24 protein-coding genes are annotated in these 25,881 nt (G+C 55.7%); 8 read left to right on the top strand and 16 right to left on the bottom strand.

The window, feature by feature from the left end; genetic code table 11:
• Positions 1-28: 28 nt before the first annotated feature.
• Genes TH4_RS15725 through TH4_RS20695 form a run of 3 tightly spaced genes read right to left on the bottom strand, consistent with a single transcriptional unit; the run spans position 29 to position 1,881 of the window.
• A complete protein-coding gene (locus TH4_RS15725; protein WP_008890142.1) occupies positions 29-442 on the bottom strand; it encodes a DUF3830 family protein in 414 nt (137 codons plus the stop codon).
• Positions 443-450: 8 nt separating this feature from the next.
• A complete protein-coding gene (locus tag TH4_RS15720) occupies positions 451-1,689 on the bottom strand; it encodes an ArsB/NhaD family transporter (protein ID WP_064781858.1) in 1,239 nt (412 codons plus the stop codon).
• Between the two features lie 45 nt (positions 1,690-1,734).
• Positions 1,735-1,881 (bottom strand): hypothetical protein, encoded by a 147-nt coding sequence (locus TH4_RS20695; protein ID WP_157097769.1) that lies wholly within the window; start codon positions 1,879-1,881, stop codon positions 1,735-1,737.
• A gap of 399 nt (positions 1,882-2,280) precedes the next feature.
• Here TH4_RS20695 and TH4_RS15715 point away from each other — a divergent pair, with 399 nt between their 5' ends.
• Together TH4_RS15715 and TH4_RS15710 are read left to right on the top strand one after the other, a co-directional pair.
• Positions 2,281-3,414: a type III PLP-dependent enzyme gene (locus TH4_RS15715; protein WP_008890144.1), complete on the top strand. Its 1,134-nt coding sequence runs from the start codon at positions 2,281-2,283 to the stop codon at positions 3,412-3,414.
• Between the two features lie 23 nt (positions 3,415-3,437).
• Entirely contained in the window at positions 3,438-3,944 is a 507-nt protein-coding gene (locus TH4_RS15710) for a GNAT family N-acetyltransferase (RefSeq protein ID WP_064781857.1), read from the top strand.
• 82 nt (positions 3,945-4,026) lie between these two features.
• On the opposite strand, the gene TH4_RS15705 is transcribed toward TH4_RS15710, so the two are convergent.
• Together TH4_RS15705 and TH4_RS15700 are read right to left on the bottom strand one after the other, a co-directional pair.
• Positions 4,027-5,601, bottom strand: a complete 1,575-nt coding sequence (locus TH4_RS15705; protein ID WP_064781856.1) for a YbaY family lipoprotein — start codon at positions 5,599-5,601, stop codon at positions 4,027-4,029.
• Between the two features lie 181 nt (positions 5,602-5,782).
• On the bottom strand, positions 5,783-6,673 hold the full coding sequence (locus tag TH4_RS15700; protein WP_064781855.1) for an SMP-30/gluconolactonase/LRE family protein: 891 nt from the start codon (positions 6,671-6,673) through the stop codon (positions 5,783-5,785).
• Positions 6,674-6,977: 304 nt separating this feature from the next.
• Between TH4_RS15700 and TH4_RS15695 the strand changes: the two genes are divergently transcribed.
• From TH4_RS15695 to fhuB, 4 genes are read left to right on the top strand one after another with little or no spacing between them, the layout of a single operon-like run.
• Positions 6,978-7,754, top strand: a complete 777-nt coding sequence (locus TH4_RS15695; protein ID WP_063087930.1) for an ABC transporter ATP-binding protein — start codon at positions 6,978-6,980, stop codon at positions 7,752-7,754.
• 42 nt (positions 7,755-7,796) lie between these two features.
• Positions 7,797-8,762, top strand: a complete 966-nt coding sequence (locus tag TH4_RS15690; RefSeq protein ID WP_064781854.1) for an iron-siderophore ABC transporter substrate-binding protein — start codon at positions 7,797-7,799, stop codon at positions 8,760-8,762.
• Between the two features lie 12 nt (positions 8,763-8,774).
• Positions 8,775-9,707 (top strand): ABC transporter substrate-binding protein, encoded by a 933-nt coding sequence (locus TH4_RS15685; protein WP_064781853.1) that lies wholly within the window; start codon positions 8,775-8,777, stop codon positions 9,705-9,707.
• Positions 9,707-11,728: a Fe(3+)-hydroxamate ABC transporter permease FhuB gene (gene fhuB, locus TH4_RS15680; protein WP_064781852.1), complete on the top strand. Its 2,022-nt coding sequence runs from the start codon at positions 9,707-9,709 to the stop codon at positions 11,726-11,728. Before TH4_RS15685 ends, fhuB begins: the two co-directional genes overlap by 1 nt.
• A 52-nt stretch (positions 11,729-11,780) precedes the next feature.
• Here fhuB and TH4_RS15675 read toward each other — a convergent pair whose 3' ends face one another.
• The 5 genes from TH4_RS15675 to TH4_RS15655 all read right to left on the bottom strand — a co-directional run bounded on the left by TH4_RS15675 (position 11,781) and on the right by TH4_RS15655 (position 16,964).
• On the bottom strand, positions 11,781-12,185 hold the full coding sequence (locus TH4_RS15675) for a GFA family protein (protein ID WP_064781851.1): 405 nt from the start codon (positions 12,183-12,185) through the stop codon (positions 11,781-11,783).
• Between the two features lie 92 nt (positions 12,186-12,277).
• Positions 12,278-12,688, bottom strand: a complete 411-nt coding sequence (locus TH4_RS15670; protein WP_064781889.1) for a hypothetical protein — start codon at positions 12,686-12,688, stop codon at positions 12,278-12,280.
• Positions 12,689-12,767: 79 nt separating this feature from the next.
• Positions 12,768-15,173 (bottom strand): TonB-dependent receptor, encoded by a 2,406-nt coding sequence (locus TH4_RS15665; protein WP_064781850.1) that lies wholly within the window; start codon positions 15,171-15,173, stop codon positions 12,768-12,770.
• Between the two features lie 126 nt (positions 15,174-15,299).
• Positions 15,300-16,364, bottom strand: a complete 1,065-nt coding sequence (locus TH4_RS15660; RefSeq protein ID WP_064781849.1) for a FecR family protein — start codon at positions 16,362-16,364, stop codon at positions 15,300-15,302.
• A 75-nt stretch (positions 16,365-16,439) separates the two neighbouring features.
• Complete coding sequence (locus TH4_RS15655; RefSeq protein ID WP_064781848.1) at positions 16,440-16,964, bottom strand: RNA polymerase sigma factor; 525 nt, start codon at positions 16,962-16,964, stop codon at positions 16,440-16,442.
• 490 nt (positions 16,965-17,454) lie between these two features.
• On the opposite strand from TH4_RS15655, the gene TH4_RS15650 reads away from it, so the two are divergent.
• Positions 17,455-18,804: a flagellin N-terminal helical domain-containing protein gene (locus TH4_RS15650; RefSeq protein WP_064781847.1), complete on the top strand. Its 1,350-nt coding sequence runs from the start codon at positions 17,455-17,457 to the stop codon at positions 18,802-18,804.
• Positions 18,805-18,918: 114 nt separating this feature from the next.
• Here the strand turns inward: TH4_RS15650 and TH4_RS15645 are convergent, their stop codons facing one another.
• The 5 genes from TH4_RS15645 to kdgD form a co-directional block, all read right to left on the bottom strand.
• Positions 18,919-19,713 (bottom strand): NAD-dependent epimerase/dehydratase family protein, encoded by a 795-nt coding sequence (locus tag TH4_RS15645; RefSeq protein ID WP_064781846.1) that lies wholly within the window; start codon positions 19,711-19,713, stop codon positions 18,919-18,921.
• A 34-nt stretch (positions 19,714-19,747) separates the two neighbouring features.
• Entirely contained in the window at positions 19,748-21,034 is a 1,287-nt protein-coding gene (locus tag TH4_RS15640) for a TRAP transporter large permease (RefSeq protein ID WP_064781845.1), read from the bottom strand.
• A 1-nt stretch (position 21,035) separates the two neighbouring features.
• The gene (locus TH4_RS15635; protein ID WP_008890159.1) at positions 21,036-21,581 is read right to left on the bottom strand and encodes a TRAP transporter small permease; all 546 of its coding nucleotides are present in this window, start codon (positions 21,579-21,581) and stop codon (positions 21,036-21,038) included.
• A gap of 96 nt (positions 21,582-21,677) precedes the next feature.
• A complete protein-coding gene (locus tag TH4_RS15630; RefSeq protein WP_063087906.1) occupies positions 21,678-22,670 on the bottom strand; it encodes a TRAP transporter substrate-binding protein in 993 nt (330 codons plus the stop codon).
• 248 nt (positions 22,671-22,918) lie between these two features.
• Complete coding sequence (gene kdgD / locus TH4_RS15625) at positions 22,919-23,845, bottom strand: 5-dehydro-4-deoxyglucarate dehydratase (protein WP_064781844.1); 927 nt, start codon at positions 23,843-23,845, stop codon at positions 22,919-22,921.
• A gap of 275 nt (positions 23,846-24,120) precedes the next feature.
• Here kdgD and TH4_RS15620 point away from each other — a divergent pair, with 275 nt between their 5' ends.
• A complete protein-coding gene (locus tag TH4_RS15620; RefSeq protein WP_064781843.1) occupies positions 24,121-24,885 on the top strand; it encodes a 2-keto-4-pentenoate hydratase in 765 nt (254 codons plus the stop codon).
• A 69-nt stretch (positions 24,886-24,954) separates the two neighbouring features.
• On the opposite strand, the gene TH4_RS15615 is transcribed toward TH4_RS15620, so the two are convergent.
• Positions 24,955-25,869, bottom strand: a complete 915-nt coding sequence (locus TH4_RS15615; protein WP_064781842.1) for an SMP-30/gluconolactonase/LRE family protein — start codon at positions 25,867-25,869, stop codon at positions 24,955-24,957.
• Between the last annotated feature and the right edge of the window lie 12 nt (positions 25,870-25,881).

Raw genomic sequence — 25,881 nt, 5'->3', positions numbered from 1 at the left:
AAAGTGTGCCCGATCACAGTTGCGGTGATTACGCCAGTTCGAACCGGATAGACTGAGCACCTTCCCAAAGCGTCATCTTGCCAAGCTTTTCAAGGTCTTCGAGATTGCTGGTGACCGTGATGAAATGGTTGCCCGCAAGCTGGCCGACCTTGGATGCGAAATGCACCCCGCCATAGGCCAGCAGGATTTCGGTTTCGCTGATGCCACCCGGATAAAGGATGATCTGGCCCGGGGCCGGGAAGCTGGTGTGGTTTTCGTAATCGACACCGAACTGATAATCGCCGAGTGGCATCCACACCCCCTCGCCGCTCCAGCGGACATGCACCGCCTTGCTTTCAAACGGCATGCGATCAAGGAACGCCTTGCAGGTATGTGGTGCCTTTTCGATTTCGAGCACCGCATCAAAGGTAAACGGACCGGCGGTAATTTTGATATTGGACATGATGTTTCCTATGAAATCAGGATGACCCACCCCAGCGACAGCGCCAGACTGATCAATGTAACGGGCACGCCAAGGCGCGCATAATCGATAAATGAAATCACCGTTCCGGCCTTTGCGGCCTGTTCAACGGCAATGATATTGGCAACCGAGCCAACAATCAGGAAGTTGCCCGACAATGTCGAAAAAATCGCCAGCGCATGCAACATTTCCGTGCTCCATTCCGGACCGAGTGAGAGCAACATCATCACCAGCGGCACATTGCCAATCGTATTTGACCCGGCCAGCGACACACCGGCCAGAACACCCGGATGATGGATTTGCAACGTGATCAGGACATCGCGAAACAGGCTGGCGATCACGTCATTTTGCGCCATTGCGCCGGTGACGATAAACAACCCGCAAAACAGGGCCAGCAAATGCCAGTCGACCCGCCCCAGAACCTGATCGGTCGAGAGACGCCGACTAAGCAGCAAGGCCCCCACCACCAGAAGCGACCAAAGCGCACGGTCTTCAACAAAGACAAAAATCGCGATCACGGCGATGGTCGCCAAAACCGCCTTGGTCAGGATGGTTTTATCAAGCGGGCGAACCGGTTGATCAACTGATCGCGCACTTGCATTTACCCCCGCCGCGGCGGCATGTGTTTGCCCGCGCATCATCGGGCTTCGCAAAATCACGACATAGACGACGCCAAGCGCCAGGAGTGCGGGCACAGCACAGGCCAGAACAAAGCCGATAAAATCAAGATTGCCAAACTCGGCAATCATCAGGTTTTGCGGATTACCGATCAGGGTGGCTGCCGATCCGGCATTGGCCGCACACGCCACCGCAATCACATAGGGTTTGGGATCAAGTCCGCGGGCAATCACACCTGTGATCAATACCGGCGTCACTGCCCAGACGACAACATCGTTGGTCAAAAAGGCCGATAGCACCCCGCACATGACGATCACCCCGGCCAGCAACCCGCCCGGCCCGCATTTCAGCGCGGTGATCCGATGCCCGATCCAGTCAAAAAAGCCGCTTGCCGCATATTGTGAAGACAGCACCATCAATGTCAGCAACACCGCAAGGGTGGCAAAATCAATCGATGCCAGCGCGCCATCGCGGTCAACCGCCCCGCTGATCAGCAAGATCACCGCGCCAAACACGGCAATGCCGGTGCGATTGATCGCAAGCCACGGCCAACGGCCCAGCGCCATGCCGATATAGACCAGAACAAAAACAACGGCGATCAGCCAATTCATAAAATGCCCCCATGACCACGGCGACTGCCGGGTTTCGGATAATGGCTACAGCGCCGCCGGGAAACGGTCAATCGGCTTGATATTCACGTTCCGGTTATGCGCAAATTGCAATGCCCCATACCGAAATGCGCCAACTGAAATTCTTGCAAAGCCCGAACGCAGCCATTTGAGCCATTTTGTGCGTTGCGACATCAGTTCTTCGACGATCCTGCGATTGTTTCATGACAAAACGGATGAAAATTTCACTTGCGCAGAAAAAGCAACGGGCGTACATGCGGACTTGCCCAAAGTCGCACGTGCCTGTGGTGGTCCTGCTTACTGGAACCCGTAGGACTTACTTAAAGCAACGACGGTGTAGGGCTTTTTTGGTCTCAGGTGGCGTCCAAATCCACCGACACTAAAGAGGCACACCATCATTGCCCACGTGCGGAACGGGAATTCCCCATTCCATAGCGAGGCAGACTTAACTTCGCAGTTCCGGTTGGCCCCGGGGCTAAACAGCACGCAAGTAGTCCGCGTCATTGCGCCTCCACCGCGCACACGCATCAGGTACATGCACGCTGCCATATCGTGGAATGGGAGAACGCCCCAATGGCAACTCAGCGTATTATTGATTTTCTCGCACAGAACCGCCCGGAAGGCCCGTGCCTTGTTGTTGACCTCGACGTTGTTCAGCGCAACTACGAGACCTTTACCCGTGCCCTGCCGAGCTCGCGCATTTTCTATGCCGTCAAAGCAAACCCGGCACCGGAAGTTCTGAGCCTGCTTGCCGATCTTGGCAGCAACTTTGACACCGCATCCGTCCCGGAAATCGAAATGGCGATGGCCGCTGGTGCAAGCCCGGACCGCATTTCGTTTGGCAACACCATCAAAAAGGAACGCGACATTGCGCGCGCTTTTGAACTCGGTGTGCGCCTTTATGCGGTTGATTGCGTCGAAGAAGTCGAAAAAATTGCCCGTGTCGCACCGGGTGCGCAGGTTTTCTGCCGCATTCTGACCGACGGCGTTGGCGCAGAATGGCCGCTGTCGCGCAAATTCGGTTGCGCGCCGTCCATGGCGCTCGAAGTTCTTCAGCATGCCCATCACATGGGTCTGGATGCGTATGGCGTGTCCTTCCACGTCGGGTCGCAGCAGTGCAACCTTGACGCCTGGGACACTGCCCTTTCCGAAGCATCGTCGATCTTCCGTACCTTGGCGGAAAAAGGCATTCACCTTCGCATGGTCAATATGGGCGGGGGCTTCCCGACCCGTTACCTGCGCGACATTCCGGCAACCGAAGCATACGGTGCGGCGATTGTTGATGCGCTTCACAACCACTTTGGCAACCACATGCCCGAAACCATTATCGAACCGGGCCGTGGCATGGTGGGTGATGCCGGCGTGATCAAAGCCGAGGTTGTTCTGATTTCGCGCAAACATGCCGACGATCCGGTGCGCTGGGTTTACCTTGATATCGGTAAATTCGGTGGCCTTGCCGAAACCATGGACGAAGCCATTCGTTATCCGATCACCACGATCCACGATGGCGGCGAAGTTGCCCCGTGCGTTCTGGCTGGTCCGACCTGTGATTCGGCTGACGTGCTGTATGAAAAGACCCCGTATGACCTGCCGGTCTCTTTGACCATCGGTGACGAGGTTCTGATCGAGGCAACCGGTGCCTATACCACCACTTATGCATCTGTGGCGTTCAACGGCTTCTCGCCGCTTGCCGCCTATATCATCTGACCCCATTCGGGAAAGATAGGCCAATGATCACAATTGATCGCGAAGGCGCATATTCGCACATTGAACGCGAAAAGCTGCTTGATCGCGTAATGGGTCAGGCGCGGTTTCAGAAATCGTCTGAAATCCTGCGCCGTAATCGGCTTCCGGCGGACGGTCTTGCGTTTGTCGCCCACGACGGCAAACAAATGATCGGCACCGTCCGGTTGTGGAATGTCAATGCTGGCGATGCAGGGGATGCATTGCTGCTCGGCCCGCTTGCCGTCGACAAGATCTATAGCGGGTCCGGCGTGGGTGCCGGTCTGGTTTATGCCGCCCTTAATGCGGCACAGGCAGCCGGTCACCGTTCGGTTCTTCTGGTGGGGGATCCGGACTACTACGCACGCTTTGGCTTCCATGCGGCCCCCGCAAGCGGGCTTTTGATGCCCGGCCATTTTGACCGTCATCGGTTCCAGGCGGTCCATCTTGGCAACGGCGATGGCTTGAGTGGTTCAACCGGCATGCTGCGTGCAACCGGGGCCATGGTCCACTAAGACATCAAAGCGATACGACAAAAAAATCCCGGCCCGGGTTGCCCCGGCCGGGATTTTTGTTTTCCGATCTTTACCGATCAGATCAGCAGGTCTTTTCCGACAACCAGCCGATAAACACGCCGTTCTGTTCAAGGCGTTCATGGGCAAAGCATTCGCCACCGGGATAGGCGCTATTGGCCGGGGTGTAGCGCACAATGTCTTCGCCGGGCAAAATGTTGGTCGTGGTTTCGACCTGTTCGGTATGGGCGGTGCCCATGCCATCAGACGTCACAAGACAATCATAACGCCCGCCATTGCCGTTGATGGTGCGGACACCGACCATGCCATGATCCATCGGCCAGGCTTTCAGCACCGACACCAGATCACCGGGATTTTTGGCAAGGCAGGCGGTGATGGCGGGCATCATGTCATCGAAATAACGTGTCCAGATGCCATCGCCCTGTCTTTTGAGCTCGGCCACCGAGACCACCGGGAAATCACCCGGTGCACGGGCCAGACTTGCGGCCTCGACCGGCATCGATGAAACCGCACAATGGAAATCGCCCGATGGCGTTGTCCAGATTGCATCGGCCCCCTTGCCCCGCAATTCGTACATGTCATTGCCATAGCCATATCCCGAACCGGTCGGCATCTGTGCCAGACTGATCGGTTCGCGTCCGCGCATTTCGACAATGGCGCGTTCCGCGTCATGATCAAATGTCACGGCAAAGCGGCTTTGATCATCGCAGATAAACAATTCCGGGCCGGTCATCGGATCCGGGGTGCTGTTAAGCTGGCTTAACATCGCCTCGATCCGGCTGAGCGCCACCTTGCTTTGCGATAATGCGCCGCTGATTTCATGTTCATCGGGCTGGCTGGATGTGCCGTTGACGGTTTTGGTGCCACTGGAAAAGCGCCCCTGGGCGAAATCAAGTGTCAGGGTGTAATGCAGCGGTGCGTCGCTTTGCTCCCCGCCGTAATTGACCCGTTTGGCGTCCTCTGCAAAGCGCAGCAATTGACCGTTGCGGTAATAAAGTTTGACGTCGCTTGATCCGTAATCACCAAGATCGCGATGTTCATCAACCAGAAGCGGTTCGCCATCCGTCGTCACATAGGCCTTATAGGTCACGGTGTGATCGGATGCGGAATACTGGCCGGGAATGACACGCATGTCGGCCAGTTTGGCCTCGATCGCTGCGATGTCGTCAGGCACGTCCGAACCGTCGCCATTGCGCGCACCGTCACCCTGAACGCGCGACACCTGGCGAACGACGATATCGACATCGCTTGGCGCACCGCGGGTCAGGACCGGGTAGCTTTGATCATTGCGAAACAGAAGATCGCCATTGGCATTGACGATTTTGGCTTCGACCGCATAGCTGTGACGCGGCTCGATATCATCAAGATCATAGGGCAGGATGAAAACCATCGGCGGGTTTGCCACCGGCTGGCGCAGCGATGCGATTTCCACCGATGGCGCGTCAGCGCGCGAGACATCAAGCAACCGCACGACAAGGAAGGTATTGTCCGGCGAAAGTGCGATCCGTTCACGGTAACTGACCGATCCGGTGACGCTGTTGCTTGGTGATTGCAGGGCGGCACAGCCCGACAATATTGCGACCACGCCAAAGGCAATAAGCGCCCTTGCCCACATGGTTGCGGCGGTAACAGGTTTCATTTTAACCCCGGCTTGCTCGTATTTTTGGTGATGTGTTCTGCCACCACATAATGGTGACGCCAAACATACTGAAAACCAAGGCCAAAAATGGGCAAATCGCGCCAATTACCCGATTTAGGGCACCCAAGGGGCTGTTTGGCGCGATTTGCCCGTAAGGCGATGCAATCCTGACGGAAAATGCCTAGCCGGCAAACGGGTGGCACAATTGACCAGCGACCTCTGTGCGGATCGACAACAGCGCGCCTTCAAGCGGATTGCCATTGCCCTCCAACCCGACCGCGGCCGAAGTGATATAAAGCGTCTTGAGATCCGGACCACCAAACACGCAACTGGTCGGCTGGGTCACCGGCAGTTCGATGATACGATCAACACTGCCATCCGGCGCAAAGCGGATCAGACATCCCCCGCCCCACCGCGCATTCCAGATATAGCCATCGGCATCCATCGCCGAGCCATCCATATTGCCGCGATCCTGCGGACCAAAGAACACCTTGGGATTGGATGGCACGCCGGTTTTCATGTCAAAGTCATAGACATTGAGCGTATTGGTGATGGTATCGCCAAAGAACATCTTTGTGCCATCGGCCGACCACAACAGCGTGTTGGAAATGCCGATATTCTCGCCAAAACGCGATGTCTCGCCGTCCGCCGTGACACAGTTCAGCGTCCCGGTCGAAATCGTGACGGGCAGGTCTTCGCCATTCGGCCCGATATTGTTTTGCATGGTCCCGATCCAGAACCGGCCCATCGGGTCGACCCGGCTTTCATTTGATCGGTTGCCCGGATGATCGCCATCGGGGGCGACAAACGGGGTGGTTTTGCCACTGTCGGGATCCAAAAAGGCCAACCCGTCGGCAAGGGCTACCAGAAGCCCGCCTTTTTGCCGTGGCACGATGGCGGCAACCGGCTGATCAAATACCCAGCTGCGCGATCCGCCGTCATCCGGGCGGAGCGCATAGGCTGTCTTTCCGACGATATCGACCCAGTACAGAACGCCATCTTCGGCGTCCCAATGCGGGCCTTCCCCCAGTGTGCATCGCAGATTTGGCAAAACGGTTTTTACGTTAGACATGGGTTCTCCCTGATCACGGCGCGTCTGTTTTGGCGCCTTGTAATTGTATGACCATTCTTATCGCGGCAAACCGCCCGATGCGATCAAAATCATAAGCTTTCATTGCTAACCGGAATGATGCCCGCTGAAAAGTAATTTTATATGATGATTGGATAGGCTGCTTTAATTTTCCGCAGGCTGCAATCGCAACTCGGTTGCATTTAGAGAAAGTAATTGATAAGCATTCTCAGACTTTACAGCGCGCCTGCTTGCCGCGATCCGGCGATGGCGCAGTTTCCATTTCCCGGCGCATGAGTTTCCGTCCATGTTCGACCTGAAAGACGTCGCTTTCAAAAGTGATGGCAAAAAGCCAAAGACGCTGCTTGAGGACATCACGGTCGGCTTTCCGACCGGGGCGTTCAGCGCGATTGTCGGCCATAACGGATCGGGCAAAAGTACGCTGATCAAGCTTCTGGCGCGCAAAAACAAACCGGCATCCGGGGCCATCGCACTCGACGGACAGGACCTTGCCGATCATGGCACGCGCGATTTCGCCCGCAAGGTGGCCTACCTTCCGCAAAACCCGGTTGTCCCTCCGCATTTAAGCGTGCGCGAACTGGTGGCCTTTGGCCGCTATCCATGGCGCGGGGCGTTTGGGCGGTATCGCGACGAAGACCACGCCAAGATCGATCGGGCAATGGACCTAACCCACGTGACGGAGTTTTCCGACCGGCTGGTCGCAAGCCTTTCGGGTGGGGAACGCCAGCGGGTCTGGCTTGCCATGCTGCTGGCACAGGATGCGCCGGTGCTATTGCTGGATGAGCCGACTTCTGCCCTTGATGTCGGTCATCAGCGCGACATTTTGCAACTGGTCGCCAACCTTAAGGATCAGAACAATCTGACCGTCATTGCCGTCTTGCATGACATCGACATGGTCGGGCGTTTTGCCGATCACATTCTGGCACTGCGCGGCGGGCGCACTTGCTGGCAGGGCACGCCACACGATTTCATGAATGGCGATACGCTGCGCGATATTTTCCAGACTGATATCGACGTCATCAAACTCAGCAACCCGGACCGCTTCATAAGCTATGTCGCCTAGCTGCTTGCGCACGTCTCCACATCAACAGGGATCAGGGAAATCATGATATCAAAACCTTGGATTGGCTGCATTGCGGCGCGCCTTGTACTTGTCACCGGAATGGTTAGCGCATGTGTCACGGCCCAGCCCGTCATCGCCGAGGAAACCTTTACTCATGAGTTGGGTGAGATCAGGCTTGATACCCACCCGACCCGCTTTGCGGTTTCCAACTGGGCCCTGACCGAAAGCCTGATCGCGCTGGGCATTGATCCGGTGGCGATCCCGGAATCTGATGGATACCGCGCCTGGGTGGTGGAACCCAAACTGCCCGAAAGCTTCACCGACCTTGGCACCCGACGGGAGCCCAACTTTGAAGCCCTTCGCGATGCCAAGCCGGACGCCATCCTGATCAGCACCGATGTCGCCATGGCTTATGAAAAGCTGTCTGGCTATGCGCCGACACTCGTTTATTCGATCTATAATACCGGCAGTGACGAACCCGCCATTGACCGGGCAGAAACCCTGTTGCGCAATGTCGCCAAACTGGCCGGTAAACCGGACGCCGCCGAGGATGTGATTGCATCGGTCAATGCCCGGATCGAAGCCGCCGCCGCGCGCATCCGCGATCATGTCGGCGATGATGCGAAATTCGCTGTTGTCCGCATTCTTGATGAGTCGCATTTCCGCATTCATGGCAAGACGTCGCTGTTTGGCTCCGTCCTTGGCCGCATGGGATTTGCCAATGCCTGGGACGGGGATGTCAATGGCTGGGCGTTTCATAATGGCGATGTGTCAGATCTGGCCAAGATGGGCGATGTGCAATTCGCCTATGTCGAGCCGATCGCACCGACCACACGCGAAACCCTGTTTAATTCCGCGATCTGGAAAGCCATGCCGTTTGCGCGCAACGACCACGTCCATGCCATCCCGGCAAGCTGGACCTTTGGCGGGGTATTGTCCGCGGCACGCTTTGCCGAGTTGCTGGCCGACGCGGTTACCGGGACTGACACCGCCGCAAGCGGTTCGTAAGGGACATCTGGCATGAACATCCTTCGCGCGCTTGTTTGTCCGGTTTTGCTGTGTGCTGCCCTGATCGGTGCACATGCGTCAACCGCCATTGCCGATCCGATCGAGATCGAACATGAACGCGGCACTTTGCGCCTCAATACCCCGGCCACGCGGGTGGCGACCATCAACTGGGCCTTTACCGAAAGCGTCATTGCCCTTGGCCTTGATCCGGTCGCCATTGCCGACCCGCAAGATTACGTCGACTGGGTTGCCAAGCCGGACCTTCCGCAAAGCTTTGTTGACCTTGGCCAGCGTTCATCGCCCAATCTGGAAGCCCTTCGTGCGTCAAAACCGGACCTGATCATTTCCGTGCCCGATCTCGGAATGTCCTATGAAAAACTGGCCGCGATTGCGCCGGTTCTGGAACTCAGACTGTTTGATGGCAAGCGCCCCGCCTTTGAAACCGCGCGCGAGGTCTTTGGCAAAATCGCCAAGGCCACCGGGCGCGAGGCAGAGGCCAAAGCCTATCTTGCCGAATTTGATCAGGAATTGATCAAGTATGGCGACCGCATCAAAACCGCCATCGGGCCCGATCAAACAATCAACGTTGTGTTCTTCTTTGATGAAAGCAATGTCGGTATCTTTGCCGATATCTCGCTCCCCGGTTCGGTGATGACGGCAATGGGCGTGCCGGTCGCCTATGACGGGGAGGTCAACAAATGGGGCTTTGGCCGCGGCGGGCTGGAGATACTTGCCCCCTATGCCAAGGAAACGCTGGTCTATACCAATCCGGTGCCCGAAATTGTGCTTGATAAACTTCTTAATTCCCCGATCTGGAAGGTGATGGACTTCACCCGCAACAACCGGGTTTATGAATTGCCGGTGGTCTGGGCCTATGGCGGGGTGCCGTCCGGGCTTCGTTTTGCCAAACTCCTGACCGAGACCATTGAAAACGGCCCGCAATAATGAGTAACTCGGTACTTCAAGCTTCAGGCAGGTCCGGCTTTCCCGGGACGCTGTCCATTCCAGCAATTCTGACAGGCATTCTGGGACTGTTGACCCTTGCCGTGCTGGTAATTGATTTCTGGCCGTATCTTGCCGGTGGACAGGCAACACAGGCCCTGTTCAGCCCGGATGAAACCGATTTCGATCAAATCCTGTTTCATTACAGCACCCTGCCCCGCCTTGCGATGGCATTTCTGTGTGGGGCGGGTCTTGCACTGGCCGGGGCCGCGATCCAGACAGTTTTGCGCAATCCGCTGGCATCGCCAACAACCCTTGGTGTCGGGGCAGGTGTTGAATTTGCCCTGACTCTGTTTGTGTTGCTGGCCCCGGCATCGCTTGCCATGTTTCAGGAGGCCTTTGCCCTTGCCGGTGGTTTGATTGCACTGGCGGCGGTTTATCTGATTGCCGCCAATCGTGGCAATGCGACGCTGTGGCTCATTCTCGCCGGGATGATCGTCAATCTGCTGTTGCAGTCGGGATCGCAGATCATCCTGCTGTTTAACGAGCAATATCTGCAGTCGATCTTCATGTGGGGGGCTGGTGATCTGGCCCAGAATGGTTGGGAGGATACGCAGTTTGTCTGGCCGCGTGTGCTGATCGGCATGATTGCCATTCTGGCCCTGTCGCGCCCGCTTGATCTTCTGGCCCTTGGCGACGATACGGCAAGTTCTCTGGGCGCGAAGGTTACGGTTCTGAGGCTGCTGATCCTTGGACTTGCCGTTTTCATCACCGCATCGGTGATTTCGGCCGCAGGCATGATCGGCTTTGTCGGGCTTGCCATTCCTGCGGCCCTGCGGATTGCCGGGTTGTCGCGATCGCGTGATTTGATGATCTATTCGGTTTTCACCGGTGGCTTTGCCCTTGTCGTGATTGATTTTCTGGTGCGCCAGTTTAACGAATTTGGTGGCGATCCCTTGCCAACCGGGGCCGCCACCGCACTATTTGGCGCACCGTTCATCATTTTCATGTTGCGCAAGGCGCGCATCATGCCCGGCAGTCAAAGCGACGATCAGCACAGAGATCAACAGATCGTCTCGAAAACCGCCCTTTCGATTACGCTTTCTCTCAGTCTTGTCATCGGTGTGGTGTTTTCATTGTTCGTCTCGCTGGATGGCAATGGTTTTGTCGTTCTGGGCTGGCAGGATAGCAGTTTTGATATCCTGATCGGGCGGTCAGAACGCACCTTTGCCGCGATGATTTGCGGCGCCGCCCTTGCGGTTTCGGGCACGCTTATTCAGCGTGTCGGGCGTAACCCGCTGGCAAGCCCGGAAATCACCGGGGTCAGTTCGGCCACCGCACTCGCCATGATCATGGCACTGGCGATTTTCGGTTTTGGCCAGCGCGCGGAATTGATGGTGATCGGGGCTGCGGGCGGAATTGCGTCGCTTCTGGTGTTGCTGGCACTCTGTCGCAAATTCACCCATGCGCCGCATTACATGTTACTCAATGGTCTGGCCATGACCGCCATTTTGGGCGCGATTGTCCGCATTGTTTTGACCCGCGGCGGCACGCAGACATCGATGCTGATGTCCTGGCTGGCCGGGACGACCTATTTCACCAATATGGACGAGGTGATGATTGTCGCTGCCGTCACCGGTGTGCTTCTGGTGGTGGCAATTGCGCTCAAGCGTCCGCTTGAACTGGCATCGCTTGGCACGGATCAATCCGTGTCATTGGGTCTCGGGATATCCGGCTTTCAGTTTGCCATGATGCTGCTTGCTGCCATTCTGGCGGCCAGTGCAACCCTTCTGGTCGGGCCGCTCAGCTTCGTTGGGTTGATGGCACCGCATCTGGCGCGCGTGGCGGGATACCGCCTTGCCGGCGGTCATTTGCTCGGCGCTGTTCTGATCGGGGTCAATGTCATGATGGTGGCCGAGTGGCTGGCACGTAACATGATTTATCCGGCACAACTGCCGACTGGCCTGATCGCCGCCCTGATCGGCACGAGCTACTTCCTGATCCTTGCTGTTCGTAAACGGTGATCACAGGCGTCATGGCATTTCATGACGCCTGTCGAAATCTGGTCTGTTCGCGTTAGCCGTTTGGCGGGATGTAGTCGCCGTCAAACTTCAACAGATCATCCTTGATGTCATACCAGTCGGGTTTCGACGCCGTATGGATATGCACGGATGGGCGGATTTTCGGATCATCATCAAGGGCGGATGCCGCCACAACGTAAATGTCGCCCGAAGACAAATCACCAAGCGACGTGCCGCATTCCTTGCAAAAGCAGCGGTCAAACTTTGCGTCCGGCCCCTTATAGCGACCAATCACCTCTTCACCGGTCAGCATATGAAGATCATCCGCCTTGCCAATCACCACGGCGGAAAACACACCCGCCGCCTTGCGGCAGCGCGAACAGTGACAATAGCTTAGCGATGATGGTTCGCCGGAAATTTCGAACGTAACCTTGCCGCACAGGCAGCTTCCCTTGATCATTTTTAAATCCTGTTATGTGAGCCCTTCAAAAAGAACATAACATGAACATTTATCACATTCCAACCCCGGATCCGCATTCAGCCCCCGATCCGTTAGCGGTCCGACGGCGGCCAATCACGGGCAAGGGCAAATGCGGCATCCAGCGTCGCAACATGTTTGACGGGGAATGGCAGCATCCGGGCAAAGTTGCTTTGTTCCGGGTCCTCATCATCGTGACGGTGAACCGCGCCATCGCCGTGATGGTGCCCCTCATCAACCCGGATCAGGCCCTTGGCAAAGACGTTCAACCGGTCGCGGTTTTGCTTGAACCAGATGGCAGCCTGTTTGCGGATTTCGTGATCCTGATCGGCAAATCCCGACACGCGGAAAATCAGAATGGCCGGATCGTGGCGGGCGGCCAGTGCTTCAAGCGCCGCGATATAGGCCTTACCATCCGCATCACTTTGCCGATCAATCATTTCAAATAGGACGATATCCAGGGCCGGATTGCTTGATCGAAACATATTGATTTCCTTTACGCGCACGAGCCCGGCGGGAAACCGCCGGGCCGTTGGATGGGTCCATCCGATGCAGATGCCGTCATCAGAATTCGCGGCGATAACCGATCGTCACGGTACGGCCATGCCCGGCAACCGAATAGCCACGCAATGCGGTTGCCGCCGGATTTTCGTAGCTGGTATCAAGGATGTTTTCGATCCCGAAGCGCGCCGTCCCGCCCAGCAGCGGATAGTTGCCCGACAGGTTGAAAACAAGGCTCGGCTTGATCTTGGCATCTTCGATCTTGTAACGGCCCGCCGTGTAAGTCCCGTCAAAGCGCATATTGAGATCACCCCAGACGTAACTGTCGACATAACCGGTAAAGCGGAACGGCGACGGGATGCGGTTGTTGGGAAGCCAGCTATCCAGATCACCGTCTTCGTTGGTGTCATAACGGCCTTCGACATAGGATGCCAACGCCCCGACATAGGTATCATCCGAGATGTCATATTCGCCGGTCAGCTCGGCCCCGATGATGCGTTCCTTTTCCTGGCTGAGCTTGTTTTTCGAGGAATCATAGTTATCACCGCGCTCATTGGTGCTCATATAGATCGCACCGGTGGAGCGGAAATCGGTTCCGTCATAGCGGGCCGCCAGTTCATAGGTTTTGACCTTTGAGGCCTCGACATCAATGTCATTGAAGTTAAGCGGGATGGACGTGCCACTCAGTCCGGCGCGACGGGTATAGGCACCAACATCCGGGACAGAAAAACCTTCGCTATAGCTAAATGATGTATCGATCCGGTCGGTCCAGTGTACCACGGCAGATGCATTGTAGGTCACCGCATCATAAGTCGTCTCGCCGCCGGTAAAGGCCGCGGCAAGAAGGATCTGCTGCGGGGTGCCGCCGTTGTAGCGCATATAGCTCGGACGGGTGAAATCCTTGACCGTCAGATCATATTCCTCGTAACGCACACCACCGGACAGATCGAAATACTTTGTCACAGGTGCTGAAAGCTGGGCAAAGATGGCGTGACCTTCCTGCTCCATCGGGGCGCCGATATCCCGCCCGCTGACAGTTTCATATTTGACATCGTCAAAGGTCAGATCCCCACCCCATGTCAAGGTCAACCCCTCATAGGCAGCATCAAGATTGGTGTCGGTTGACAATTTCACACCGTATTTGACGGTATCAATGACGGATTGCCCCAACGGATCTTCAATCGCACCGTTGCTCGCAAGCGAGACAAGACCGGGGTTGTGCGACGCGTTATATTCGGCACGCGCAGCCTGTTTGTAGCTGTCATTGTAAAACAGTTTCAGATCGCCAACGCCGATCTTGCCGAAATCAAACTCGTATCCGGCAGTGAAATACTGGCTTTCATCTTCAAGCGGCTGCGCCAGATAGGGGCTGTCATAATTGACCGACACCGGGTCGGTAGAAAGGTCGGCATAATATTCGATATCCTGACGGAACCGCACGACTTCCGAGGATAGAAACAGGCGATGGCCATCGGCAACCGTCACACCGACCTTGCCAAACACATTGAGGTCTTTGGCATTATCGAACCCGCCCTGCCCTAGCATAGCGTCAGAAGGCACCTGATTGCCGTAACCGTCATAGGCATTACCGGTTTTCGAACCGGTGATGCTGGCCGCCAGATCGACCGCGCCAAAACCACCGCTGCCCGAAAGGGTCAGCGACGGCGAGAAGCTGTCACCGATATCGTCGGTGTAGCTTTTGACATGGGCATCAACGATAAACACGTTTTTGCCGACTTCACCGGTCTTGGTGATGATGTTAATCGTCGCCCCGGTCGCGCCATCCCCGTTCATCGCGTTTGAGCCCGGAATGACTTCGATGCTCTCGACTTGCTGGATGTCGATCATTGAAAGAATGCGGCTGCTGTTGCGCAGCGGCGTGTTGCGGGCAATCCCATCAACAAGGACCTGAACATCACGGCCACGGAAGGTTTCGGTGCTGGAGATCAGGCTTTGGTCATCAAACATGAAGCCCGGCACGTTGTTGCGGATGACATTCGTGATATCGCTGCTTTTGGCCGACTGGGCTTCGATCTGATCAGGGCCGATCACCACGACCGACGGCGACATGGTGGCAATCGATCTGCGTGAACGGGTAGCGGTCACGACGACTTCGGGCAGGATCACCTGGCCCTGCGCATCGCCGGTGATGGTCGTAGCCGGTTTGATGATGACGCTGTCGTCAGAGACGAATTCAAACGCATATCCCGACCCCGACAGAAGGTTTTGCAAAGCTTCGCGCGCGGACATGTCGGCGGTCAGCGCACCACTTTCGATGCCCGAAAGATCACCCTGCACGACAAGCTGCAAGCCGAACTGATCGGCAAGCTGATCAAGGGCGGTGCGCAGATCCCCGGCGGCGACCGTTACCGACTGTGCGGTGTCAGATGCGGTTTGCGCCAAGCCTTGCGGGACCGATGCAATCATCAGTGTGGCAAACAGGGCTGTGCTGCCCAAAAGACGGGACATTCCGAATTTTCTGGTTTCCCCAAAAGTCACGATATTCAAGTTCGAACCCCTTCGCATGAGAATAATAATGCAAATCACTATTACCTTCATGACGAACACCGCCGCGGAATGAGGAGGTTAAATTTTCTATTTTTTTGAAATTATTCTGAACCCGCCCGGAACAGTGCGGTCTGTCAGGCCATAGGCCGCCAGAATGGCCCCATAGGCCCCATCCGGTTTGGTCAGATCGAAGCTGCCCGAAACAGTGATATCGCCCAAGCGCGGATCGCGAACGAAGCTGATACCGTCCATCAAAGGCGAAAGACGGGCAAACAACTCATCAATCGGCATGTCATTGACCACCCAGCGACCATCGCGCCATGCGCCAACCCGATCCAATGCCACCATACCATAATGCATGTCGCCATCCGCATCCTGCCAGGATGCCCGACCGGCGGTCAGACGGGCGAGTTTTGCCGTCCGACTTTCAAGATCGACCGTGCCTTCGGACACCTCAACCCGGACATGGCCACCCCATTTCGAGGCGCTGAATGCCGTACCGACCGCCGTTACTGTCAGTTTGTTCAGGTGAATACGAAGCGGTCTTGTGCTGTCCTTGGCGACTTCGATAAACACGCCACCTTCTTGCACGGTCAGATCGCGATACTGATCGCCATAGGCCAAGGCAACGCGCGTGCCCGGTTCCATCCAGATGCGTGATCCGTCAGACAGCTCATGAACTTCACCGACAACATCGGGATTACTGGCCGCAATCAGATCGGCATCGGGTTGAAACGCGGAATAGCCCCAAAGGCCCAGCAGCAACAGAATGGTGAAAATCGCCAGCATCGGGCGGGCGCGGCGTTTGGCTGATCGCATGCCCGGCAGGCGATTGTTGCCGCCTTCAAGCGCGCCTAATCGTTCAAGGTCACGCCGAACAGCTTCGCTATCAAAGCCGGTGTCATGATCAGGTTTGCGCGATCCAGTCGAATGGTCTTCATCGTCTGAAAATTCGGCGGCAGCGATTTCCATGCCCTGCCATGTCTGGCGGGCCCGGATCAGGCGTGCAGGGTTTTTCGGATCAGCCGCCTGCCAGCGTTCAAAGGCGATTTCTTCAGCGGCACTTAGTTGCACATCATCAAGGCGTACAGCCCAGTAATCGGCAATGTCGTCATTGCTTTGGCAGTCGTCGGGATAGCGGAATTCGGTCATGGCAGTGTCGTTACCCGGCTTCTGACGGAGGGGGCTGTTGTATGTTTGACGAACGGGCCGCGCAAAATAGGATGTTTAATTTTCATGGCGCGCCAGCACCTGTTTGCAATGTCCAAGCGCCTGACGCAAATGCTTTTCGACCATATTGCGACTGATGCCAAGTTGTTCGGCCACTTCCAGTGTGCCCAGATGATCGCGCTTGCACAGCAAGAACACCTCGCGACAGCGCGGCGGCAGATCATCAATCGCGCGTCGGATGATCCCAAGCCGCTGGCGATCAGAACTGATCTGTTCGGGGGTGACGGACTGGCTGCCGGCGCCATCCATCTCGCTGATCTCGGTCGGGTCGGTGAATTCAACCGGATTGCGATTGTGTCGACGCAAGGCATCAATCGCCAGATTGGTCGCCATGCGCATCAGAAAGGCTGGAGGATTTGCAATGTCAGCCGGGTCAATATCGCGATGGCGCAGTTGCACATAAAGATCCTGCAACACATCCTGACTTTCGTCGCGCGCCGGCAGATATTTCTGCACCTGTCGCAACAAACGGTCATGGTATTGCTGATAAAGACTATCCCAGGAACGGTCACAGACCGTCATAGCTGCACATCCAGAATTCGATAATGATAACTGTTATCATTATCGTTTATGCTTATAAGCAATCCTGACCATGCGTCAATTCAAAAAGCATAGGCCCCTTCGACCATTCCCCGTGGGAAAGTCCCGGGTTTGAAAGCCAGCATCGCGATACGAAGATCTTGCTGCGTTCGCTACACAACAACTGCCGATTTAAGCCCTAGCCTTGTGTCGGAGCTGTTCTAATCACAGCATGCAAAACCGCCAGACGGTGCGAGTCCCGGCACAGAAACTCCACATGCGGTCTCAGAGCGGCATTGCTTCGCACTCTATTCATCGGAAATTTCCGCCCAAAACCTACCCTAAAGAATAGGATCATACTGTTTATCTGTCGTATAAATTAGATTTCGCTCGACAAGAGCGATATTTTACTTATAGTTGTTACTATAGCTTTATCACTAATTGCGAACTTTACACGTAGTAAACCATCGCCACTTTCTAGGTAGGAAATCCAATGGCACTCAACATTATATCCAACTATGCGGCAAATGTTGCGCATCGCAACTTGTCTGCTTCTGACGAGATGGCGACCCGTTCGCTGTCGAAGCTGTCTTCTGGTACCCGTGTTGTTTCTGCACGTGACGATGCCGCCTCCATGGCCATCGGTGCGCGTTTGAATGCAACCACCCAGGCCCTCAAAACCGCAACCGTCAACGTTGGCCAGGCCAATTCGATGCTCCAGATCGCTGATGGCGGTATGGCAACCATTGATGATGTTCTCGTTCGTATGAAGACGCTGGCTGTCCAGGCTTCCTCTGGCAACCTGTCCGATACCGAACGCGGTTTCCTCAATGACGAATTCGTCCAGCTGCGTGACGAGATCGACCGGATCGCTTCATCGACCAACTTCAACGGTATTCAACTGCTTGGCGATGGGGGTGATGTTGCAATCAATCTCACACCTGCCACCAACAATGAAGCGCTCACGCCTGCTTTCGGCTTTGACCGTTTCGCGATCACAGACAACAATTACTGGGCACAGGACGTAGCTGCAGATGGCGTCGACGATAACGGCTTAGAGATAAGAATTAACGAAGGTTCCGGCGAGCAGGTCATCATGACTGTGATTACCGCGATTGACGGCTCGATCGAGCGGACCCAGTCCATTGATATCACCGATTTGGCGGCAACCGGCGGAACGCGAGCGATTGCTGCCGGTGAAAATGCCGTGCTGAACTTTGACGAGTTGGGCCTTTCAATCACGGTCAACACCAACTTCTCCGACACCGTTGATTATGTTAGGGCTGGTACCGCAGGCTCCAACGATTTCGGCTTTGGTTCGGTCAACACCGATTTCATGGGAACTGGCGTCGACACATCCACTGGCCAGCTCTTTTTCATGGAAGAGGACGCAGGCCAGCAGCTTTCCGACACGATTGAGTTCCAGGTCGGTGGCGGCAACACCGCCAATGATCGCCTTTCGATTAACTTGAGCGCCGTTGACTCTGCGGTACTTGGGTCATCTGGTCTCGGTCAGGAAACGCTCGAAGATCTTGGGGCTAACGCGATTAACACCGCTGCTGGTGCCCAGAATGCTGTTGAAGTTGTGACGCGTGCGATTGACGACTTGCAGCGCGCCCGTGCCGCAATCGGTACATCCCAGAACCGTCTGGACTTTGCCGCCCAGAACCTTGCATCGACGCAGGAAAACACGGAATCAGCGCGTTCCACCCTGCTTGATCTGGATGTTGCCGCCGAAATGACCGCCTTTACATCCAAACAGATTTTGGTTCAGTCCGGTGTTGCCATGCTGGCCCAGGCCAACCAGATGCCGCAAAACCTGCTGCGGTTGCTGCAAGGCTAACGGACCACATCCGACAAACTTTTTGACGTGCCTGCCTGTTGCAACAATGGCCCGAACGAAACTCGTTCGGGCCATTGATTTTAGGCGGATCTAAGATCGAAAGAGGATCTTATATCAGTCTTCGAAATGGCCCTTGGCGGCAAAACCACCGCCCTGATAAATCACAGCCGGGTCATGGCGATCTTCGGGCGGGAAAGTAGCCTCGATCTCGGCACGGAACTGTTCGGAGCTGTCTTGCGGTTTCCAGCCAAGGAAGTCCGCGTGATCATTGCTCCACCATTTCGATGTGTTGTCCGAAACGCCATACATCACGAGATGGCCGGTCATCGGGGCGTTAAAGATCGCCTTCATCAGGGAGATAAAATCACGCGGGCTCATCCAGGTGGACAACATGCGGCGATCCTTTGGCTTCTCAAAGCACGAGCCAATGCGCACCGAGACGGTTTCAACATCGAACTTGTCGAAATAATAGCTTGCCATCGCCTCGCCGTAACATTTCGTCACGCCATAGAGGCTATCGGGGCGCTGTTCGGATGTGTCATCCAGTTTGGTCGTGCGTTTGTGAAAACCAATCGCATGGTTGGAGCTGGCAAACATGATGCGCTTGACGCCGTTCTGACGTGCCCCCTCATACAGGTTATAGGTGCCTGCAAGATTGGCCTGAAGCAAATCATCAAAGGCCGCCTCGATCGAAATACCGCCAAGATGAATGATGCCATCGATATCCTTGGTCAGGTCAATCACGGCTGCACGATCCGACAGATCGCATTGCACGACTTCTTCGTTTGGGCCAGCCGGATCCATTGGGGAAATATCAGACAGGCGAATGACATTGGCATAGCCCTTAAGCCCTTCGCGGCAGATCTTGCCAAGGTTTCCACCGGCACCGGTGATCAGCAAACGTTTCATAATTATCCTCTTTGGTATCACTCTTTGCCCGCGATCAATTGCCGAACACAAGGTTCGGAAGCGTCAATGAAATCGCAGGGATATAGGTTGTCAGCAAAAGGGCCGTCAGGATCGCCAGATAAAACGGCCAGATCGTCTGCACGGCCTTTTCGATTTTTACCCCGCCGATTGCGCAGCCGACAAACAGGCACGAACCCACAGGCGGTGTACACAGGCCAAGGCCCAAATTCATCATCAAAACCATGCCGAACTGGATCGGGTCCATGCCGAACTGCATGGCAAGCGGCAGGAAGATCGGCGTGCAAATCAGGATGAGGGCCGCCATATCCATGATCATGCCGGCAACCAGCAACATGACATTGATCAGAAGCAGCACCATGATCGGATTGTCGGTAATCCCGGTGATCGCATCGGCAAGGGCATCCGGCACCTGATAAAACGCCAGCATATAACCATAGGCGGACGCGCAACCGACCAGCAGCATCACAAGCGCGGTTGTCTTGGCCGATTGTTTGACCGCGGCAATAAAACCGGCCCAGCTCAGCTCACGATAAACCAACCCGGTAATGATCAGCGCATAGGCGACACCGATCGCCCCTGATTCGGTTACGGTGAACACACCGCTTAAGACACCCCCGACAATAATGACGGCGGTAAAGAAGCCCGGCAGAGCACGAACCGCCGTGCGCCAAACCACTGCCCAGCCCGGGAACGGTTCCGCCGGATAGCCGTGCTTGATCGCAACCAGCCAGGTCGCAAGCCCGAGCAAAAGGCACATGATAATGCCCGGCACCACACCGGCCATGAACAGCTTGGAAATCGAAATGCCGCCACCGGCCGCCACCGCATAGAGGATCATGTTGTGGCTGGGCGGGATCATAATCCCGGCGATTGATGAGGTCACGGTGACGTTGACTGCATAATCCGCGCGATAGCCTTCCTTTTTCATCACCGGGATCAGGATCGAGCCAAGCGCCGATGTATCGGCCACAGCAGAACCGGAAATGCCACCAAACAGCATCGATGAAAACACGTTCACAATGCCAAGGCCGCCGCGACGACTGCCGACAAGGGCGGTGGCAAATTGCACAAGCCTGGTCGCGATCCCGCCGTGAAGCATCAATTCACCGGCAAAAATAAAGAACGGAATGGCCAGCAGCGAAAAGGCCGAGATCCCCGATCCGATACGCTGAAACGCAATCAGGGTCGGAAGGCCTTCGACAAAGAACGCACCAAGGGCGGCAATGCCAAGTGCGATGGCAACGGGCATGCCGATCAGAATACCAATGGCAAACACGCCCAGAAGAATGGTCATGCCCATGTTATTTCACGTCCTCGTTCAAAAGATCATCATGGTAAATGCGGGCCTGGGAAATGGTTTTCCACCGCGCCGCGATCTTGAGGATATGAACCACGCTGTAAAACATGATCCCCGCACCACACACCGCCATCGGAACGGACCGCAAGCCATCTGAAATATGAATGATCGGCATGGTCTTGGCCCAGTTAAACGCGACCAGATCCATCGCCCCGATCAGCATCCAATACCCAAACCACGCCGATGCGCCATACCCGATGGCAGCAACAATGGCGGCCATTTTCGGCGGCAATGCATCGCGGAAAAAGGAAACGGAAAGGTGGCTGTTGTCGCGGATGCCAGCAGCTGCGACCGGAAAGGTAATCAGCACAATCAGAATAAGCGAAACCTGTTCGACCCAGGTCGGTGTTTCATTGAGGACATAACGCCCGAACACCAACCAGGCGAAACTCGGGATCAGTGCGACAAGGGCCAAACCACCAATCAGGTTCAGCACCCCGGCAATCCCACCGCCCAAGCGATCAATCACATTAACAAAACGAGAAAACATCTACGCGCTACCAGAAACAGATAAACGACGAATATACTAAGCGCAGCCAAAAAGAAGGGCGACGATATTATCGCCGCCCTTCAGATATTTAAGGCCTTATTTCTGCGCGTCCTGGATCGCCTTGACCAGATCGGCAAGATCCGGGTTGGCTTTCAGGAAGTTGTCATAGACCGGCTGCATGGCATCCTGGAAAGCCTGCTTATCGGCGATCTCGTTCACTTCGATGCCCGCAGCAATCACTTTTTCCTTGGACTGCTCTGCACGATCGGCCCATGCGGCACGCTGTACGGTGACCGATGCTTCAGCTGCTTCGTGGACGATTTTCTTTTCCTCGTCCGACAGGCTGTCATAAAGCGCCTTGTTCATGCACAGGCATTCCGGAAGGATCAGGTGCTGGGTGACGGAATAGTATTTCGCCGCCTCAAAATGGCCGGAGCTGTCATAAGACGGGTAGTTGTTTTCTGCACCGTCAATCACGCCGGTTTTCAGCGACTGATAGACCGAGCTATAGGCCATCGGGGTCGCGTTACCGCCAAGCGCATCAACCATCTGAACATAAAGATCGTTGCTCATGACGCGGAATTTCAAACCATCAAGGTCCGCCGGGGTATTGATCGGACGCTTGGAGTTATAGAACGAACGCGCACCAGAGTCATACCAACCGAGCGGCTGCAGGCCAGCTTCGATCAGGCCATCGGCGATCTGCTGACCAGCCGGGCCATCCATGACGTCATGCATGGCATCGACGCTTTTGAAGATGAACGGCAGTGAGACAACGTTGGCTTCGGGGGCGACTTCACCCAGCGGGCCGAGGTTGAAAACAGCCCAGTCCAGACCACCCAGACGAACCTGCTGGATCGCATCAGGCTGATCGCCCAGAACGCCGCCGTGGTAAACCTTGGCTTCCAGATCGCCACCGGACTTTTCATTGATCAGCTTGGCGAATTCTTCCATGCCGGTCGAAACCGGGTATTCCGGCGGATGAATGTTCCAGCCGCGCCATTCCTTGGCCTGCGCACCAGATGCCAGCGCCACCGACACGGCAGCCGCCGCAATCGTCAGCGTTGTGGTTTTGATAAACTTGTTCATTTTAGGTCCTCCCAGACAATCTGTTGTCTATTTCATTGAAGCATTTTGCCCTTTTGGGTCTTGTTCTTATCATTTAATCCTACAATTCAGCACTTGTAAACATAACTGTAAGATTTGTTAACAACTAAGTTGCGAACGGCATCAAATTCCCGATAACCGATTGCAGTTTTAGCGTCCCATTCTGCCTCCCCGGCAGGCGAACCCGCCGGGAAATAACAAGTCGTATGTCGCGCGTTGGCGACCCTCCATCAGGCAGCGCGAAGGGCCGCGTCGCCGTATGCCTTGCGGATCACATCGGCCAGCATGTCATGTTCCGCATCGGTCAAATCGGTCAGCGGACTGCGCACCGGGCCGGTATCGCGCCCGATCACGCGCATGCCCGCCTTGACGATGGAAACGGCGTAGCCCTTTCCACGATTGCGAATATCCAAATACGGATAGAAAAATTCGGTCAGTGCGCGGCTCATCGCGGCGTCATCGTCGCGGCCAAGCGCGTCATAGAAATCAAGCGCCTGCTGCGGCAGGAAGTTAAAGATCGCCGATGAATAGGTTGTCACCCCGGCTGCCTTGTATGCCTTGGCAAAAACCTCGGCTGTCGGCATGCCGCCGATATAGGACAGACGATCCCCGATCACGGTGCAAACCTTGGTGACCATTTCGATATTGCCATGACCATCCTTGAACCCGACCAGGTTCGGGCAGACGTCACACAGCTTGGCAAGTGTTTCGGCCGTAATAATCGAATTGTCGCGGTTATAGACAATCACGCCGATATCGACCGCATCACACACCGCCTTCACGCGGGCAAACAGGCCTTCCTGTTCGGCACCAACCAGATATTGCGGCAACAGCAAAAGACCATCCGCACCGGCGTCCTCGCAGGCCTTGGCAAGTTCAACCGCCATTGCCGTGCCATATCCGCACCCGGCAATGATCGGGGTATTGCCGGCAACTTCCTTGGCCGCACGCACGGTTTCGACCACCTCGGCCGGGGTCAGGGAAAAGAATTCCCCGGTGCCACCGGCGGCAAACAGGGCGGTTGCCGGATATTGCGACAGCCAACCGACATGCGTGCGATAGGTCGCAAGATCAAGCGCGCCCTCGGCATCAAAAGGCGTTACCGGAAAAGAAAGCAACCCGGCGCCAATCGCCTTTTTCATCTCTAGATAGTGCATCAAGCGTCCCTAATGTCTGAATACGTCAAATAACTATGACGATTCTATAAATTCATCATATCACTTTGTCAAACATAATACTCAGACTTTCTAAAATCGCCATAAACCCCAGAAAACATGGATTTCATGCGCATTCCGGCAATGTGCGACTTTGGAATGAATTAGGAATATCTGGTTGATTTCACCGAATCGCGGCAATTGGTATGATGACTTTGACAACAAAGCCCGCTAGGCTCTGGCGACCAAATCAATTGCCACAAACAAGAAGACCGGGAATGACTGATATCACCGCTGCCAGCCGCATCCTTGCCGATGCCTTTACCACCCACACCCTGATTGATCCCCTGCCTGCTGACATTGCGCCCAAGAACTTTGAGGAGGCCTATGCCATTCAGGACGCCACCCTTGCCACGGTCGGCATTGCGCAGGCGGGCTGGAAGCTTGCAGTTGCCACCCGTGCGGCACAGGAAAAGATCGGTGCGGATGGCCCGCTGGTGGGGCCGTTGCTGGATGGGCGTATTCTTGGCGATGGCGCGACACTGACCACCGACGACATCCATTTTCCCAATATCGAGGCGGAAATCGCGGTTGTCATGGACAGCACCCCTGCCCCGGATGCGACATCAAGCGATATCCTTGATCATATCAGAAGCATGCATCTGGCAATCGAGATTGCCGATCGCCGCTATCACGAAAAGCAGGACCCGATCCAGACACTGGCAGACCTGAATTCGACCAGCCACTTCATCCTGGGTGCTGAAATTGACGGCTGGCGCGATCTTGGTTTTATCGGCGGCAAAGTCACCACCAAAAGTGACGGTGAAATCCTTGCCAGCAATGATGATCCGGATGCCTGGCCAGAGATCTTTGGTGGGCTTGAATATCTGGTCGGGTTCCTTGCCAAGCGCGGCAAAAGCCTTAAGGCAGGTGACGTCATCACCACCGGCGCCTGCGCGCTTCCGACCATTACGCCGCATGGCAAGATCGAGGCGATCTTTGAGGGGCTTGGCACTGTGACGGCTGAAATCAAAAAGCTCTGATCAAACCGACCCCAAAGAAAAAGGCCATGCAGATTTCCCTGCATGGCCTTTTTGGTTTTTGCGGGCCTCTTAGCGGGGCTGCGCGCGCCGCTCGCTATTTTCGCGGAACTTGGTCACTGGCACACCGGGCACTTCAACGCGCAGCTTGACCAGCTTCCCGGCATGGGGGAACTCAGCACGCTTTTCCGGGCTGTATCCTTCCTGATGGCTGGTGACATACAGCGTCTTCATGTCCGGCCCGCCAAAGCACGGCATGGTCGGATTGGGCATTGGCATCGGGATTGATTTCAAAAGCGTCCCGTCCGGGGCAAAGCGATTAAGGTTACCCGCCGACACACCCGCCGACCAATAGCATCCTTCGGCATCCACAGCACCGCCATCCGGACGGCCAAGCGTATCATCGAGATCAAGATAACGCGTGCAGTTGGAAATGTTGCCGGTGGCGACATCAAAATCCCAACGATTGACCCACGGCCCGCGTGAGTCCGAGTGATACATTTTCGATCCGTCGCCGGACCAGGCAATGCCGTTGGAAATCTTGAAACCGGTTGCCTTTTCCTCGATCTTGCCATCAGCCGTAATACGATAGAGCGAGGCAATTGGCATCTTTTCAGGATTGTCATCCATGGTGCCGACCCAGAACGCGCCATCCGGGCCAATCTTGCCATCATTGGTGCGGCTGTTGATCCCGTCTTCAATGCGACACAGCGGCGCGCGCGCATCGGTTTTCGGATCAAGGAAAAGGATATCTTTGCGCAGAGCCACGATAATGCGGCCCTGATCGGTCAGCCCGAAACAGCCAAGCTCGCTGTCAAAGGTCCATGTCTTGCGAAGGCCCGTGGCGATATCAAGCGCATGCAGTTTGCAATTAAGGATGTCTGTCCAGTAAAGCCGATTATTGGCCGCATCCCAATTGGGGCATTCCGCCAAAGTGAAAGTCTCATCACTGAGAATTTCCGGCTGATACATTACACCACCGGTCATCACACACTCCCA

Source organism: Thalassospira tepidiphila MCCC 1A03514 (assembly GCF_001662875.1).
In the GTDB taxonomy this organism is placed as follows: Bacteria; Pseudomonadota; Alphaproteobacteria; order Rhodospirillales; family Thalassospiraceae; genus Thalassospira; species Thalassospira tepidiphila.
Note: the sequence above shows the minus strand (reverse complement) of the source record. Positions and strands in the feature narration are given on the sequence as shown.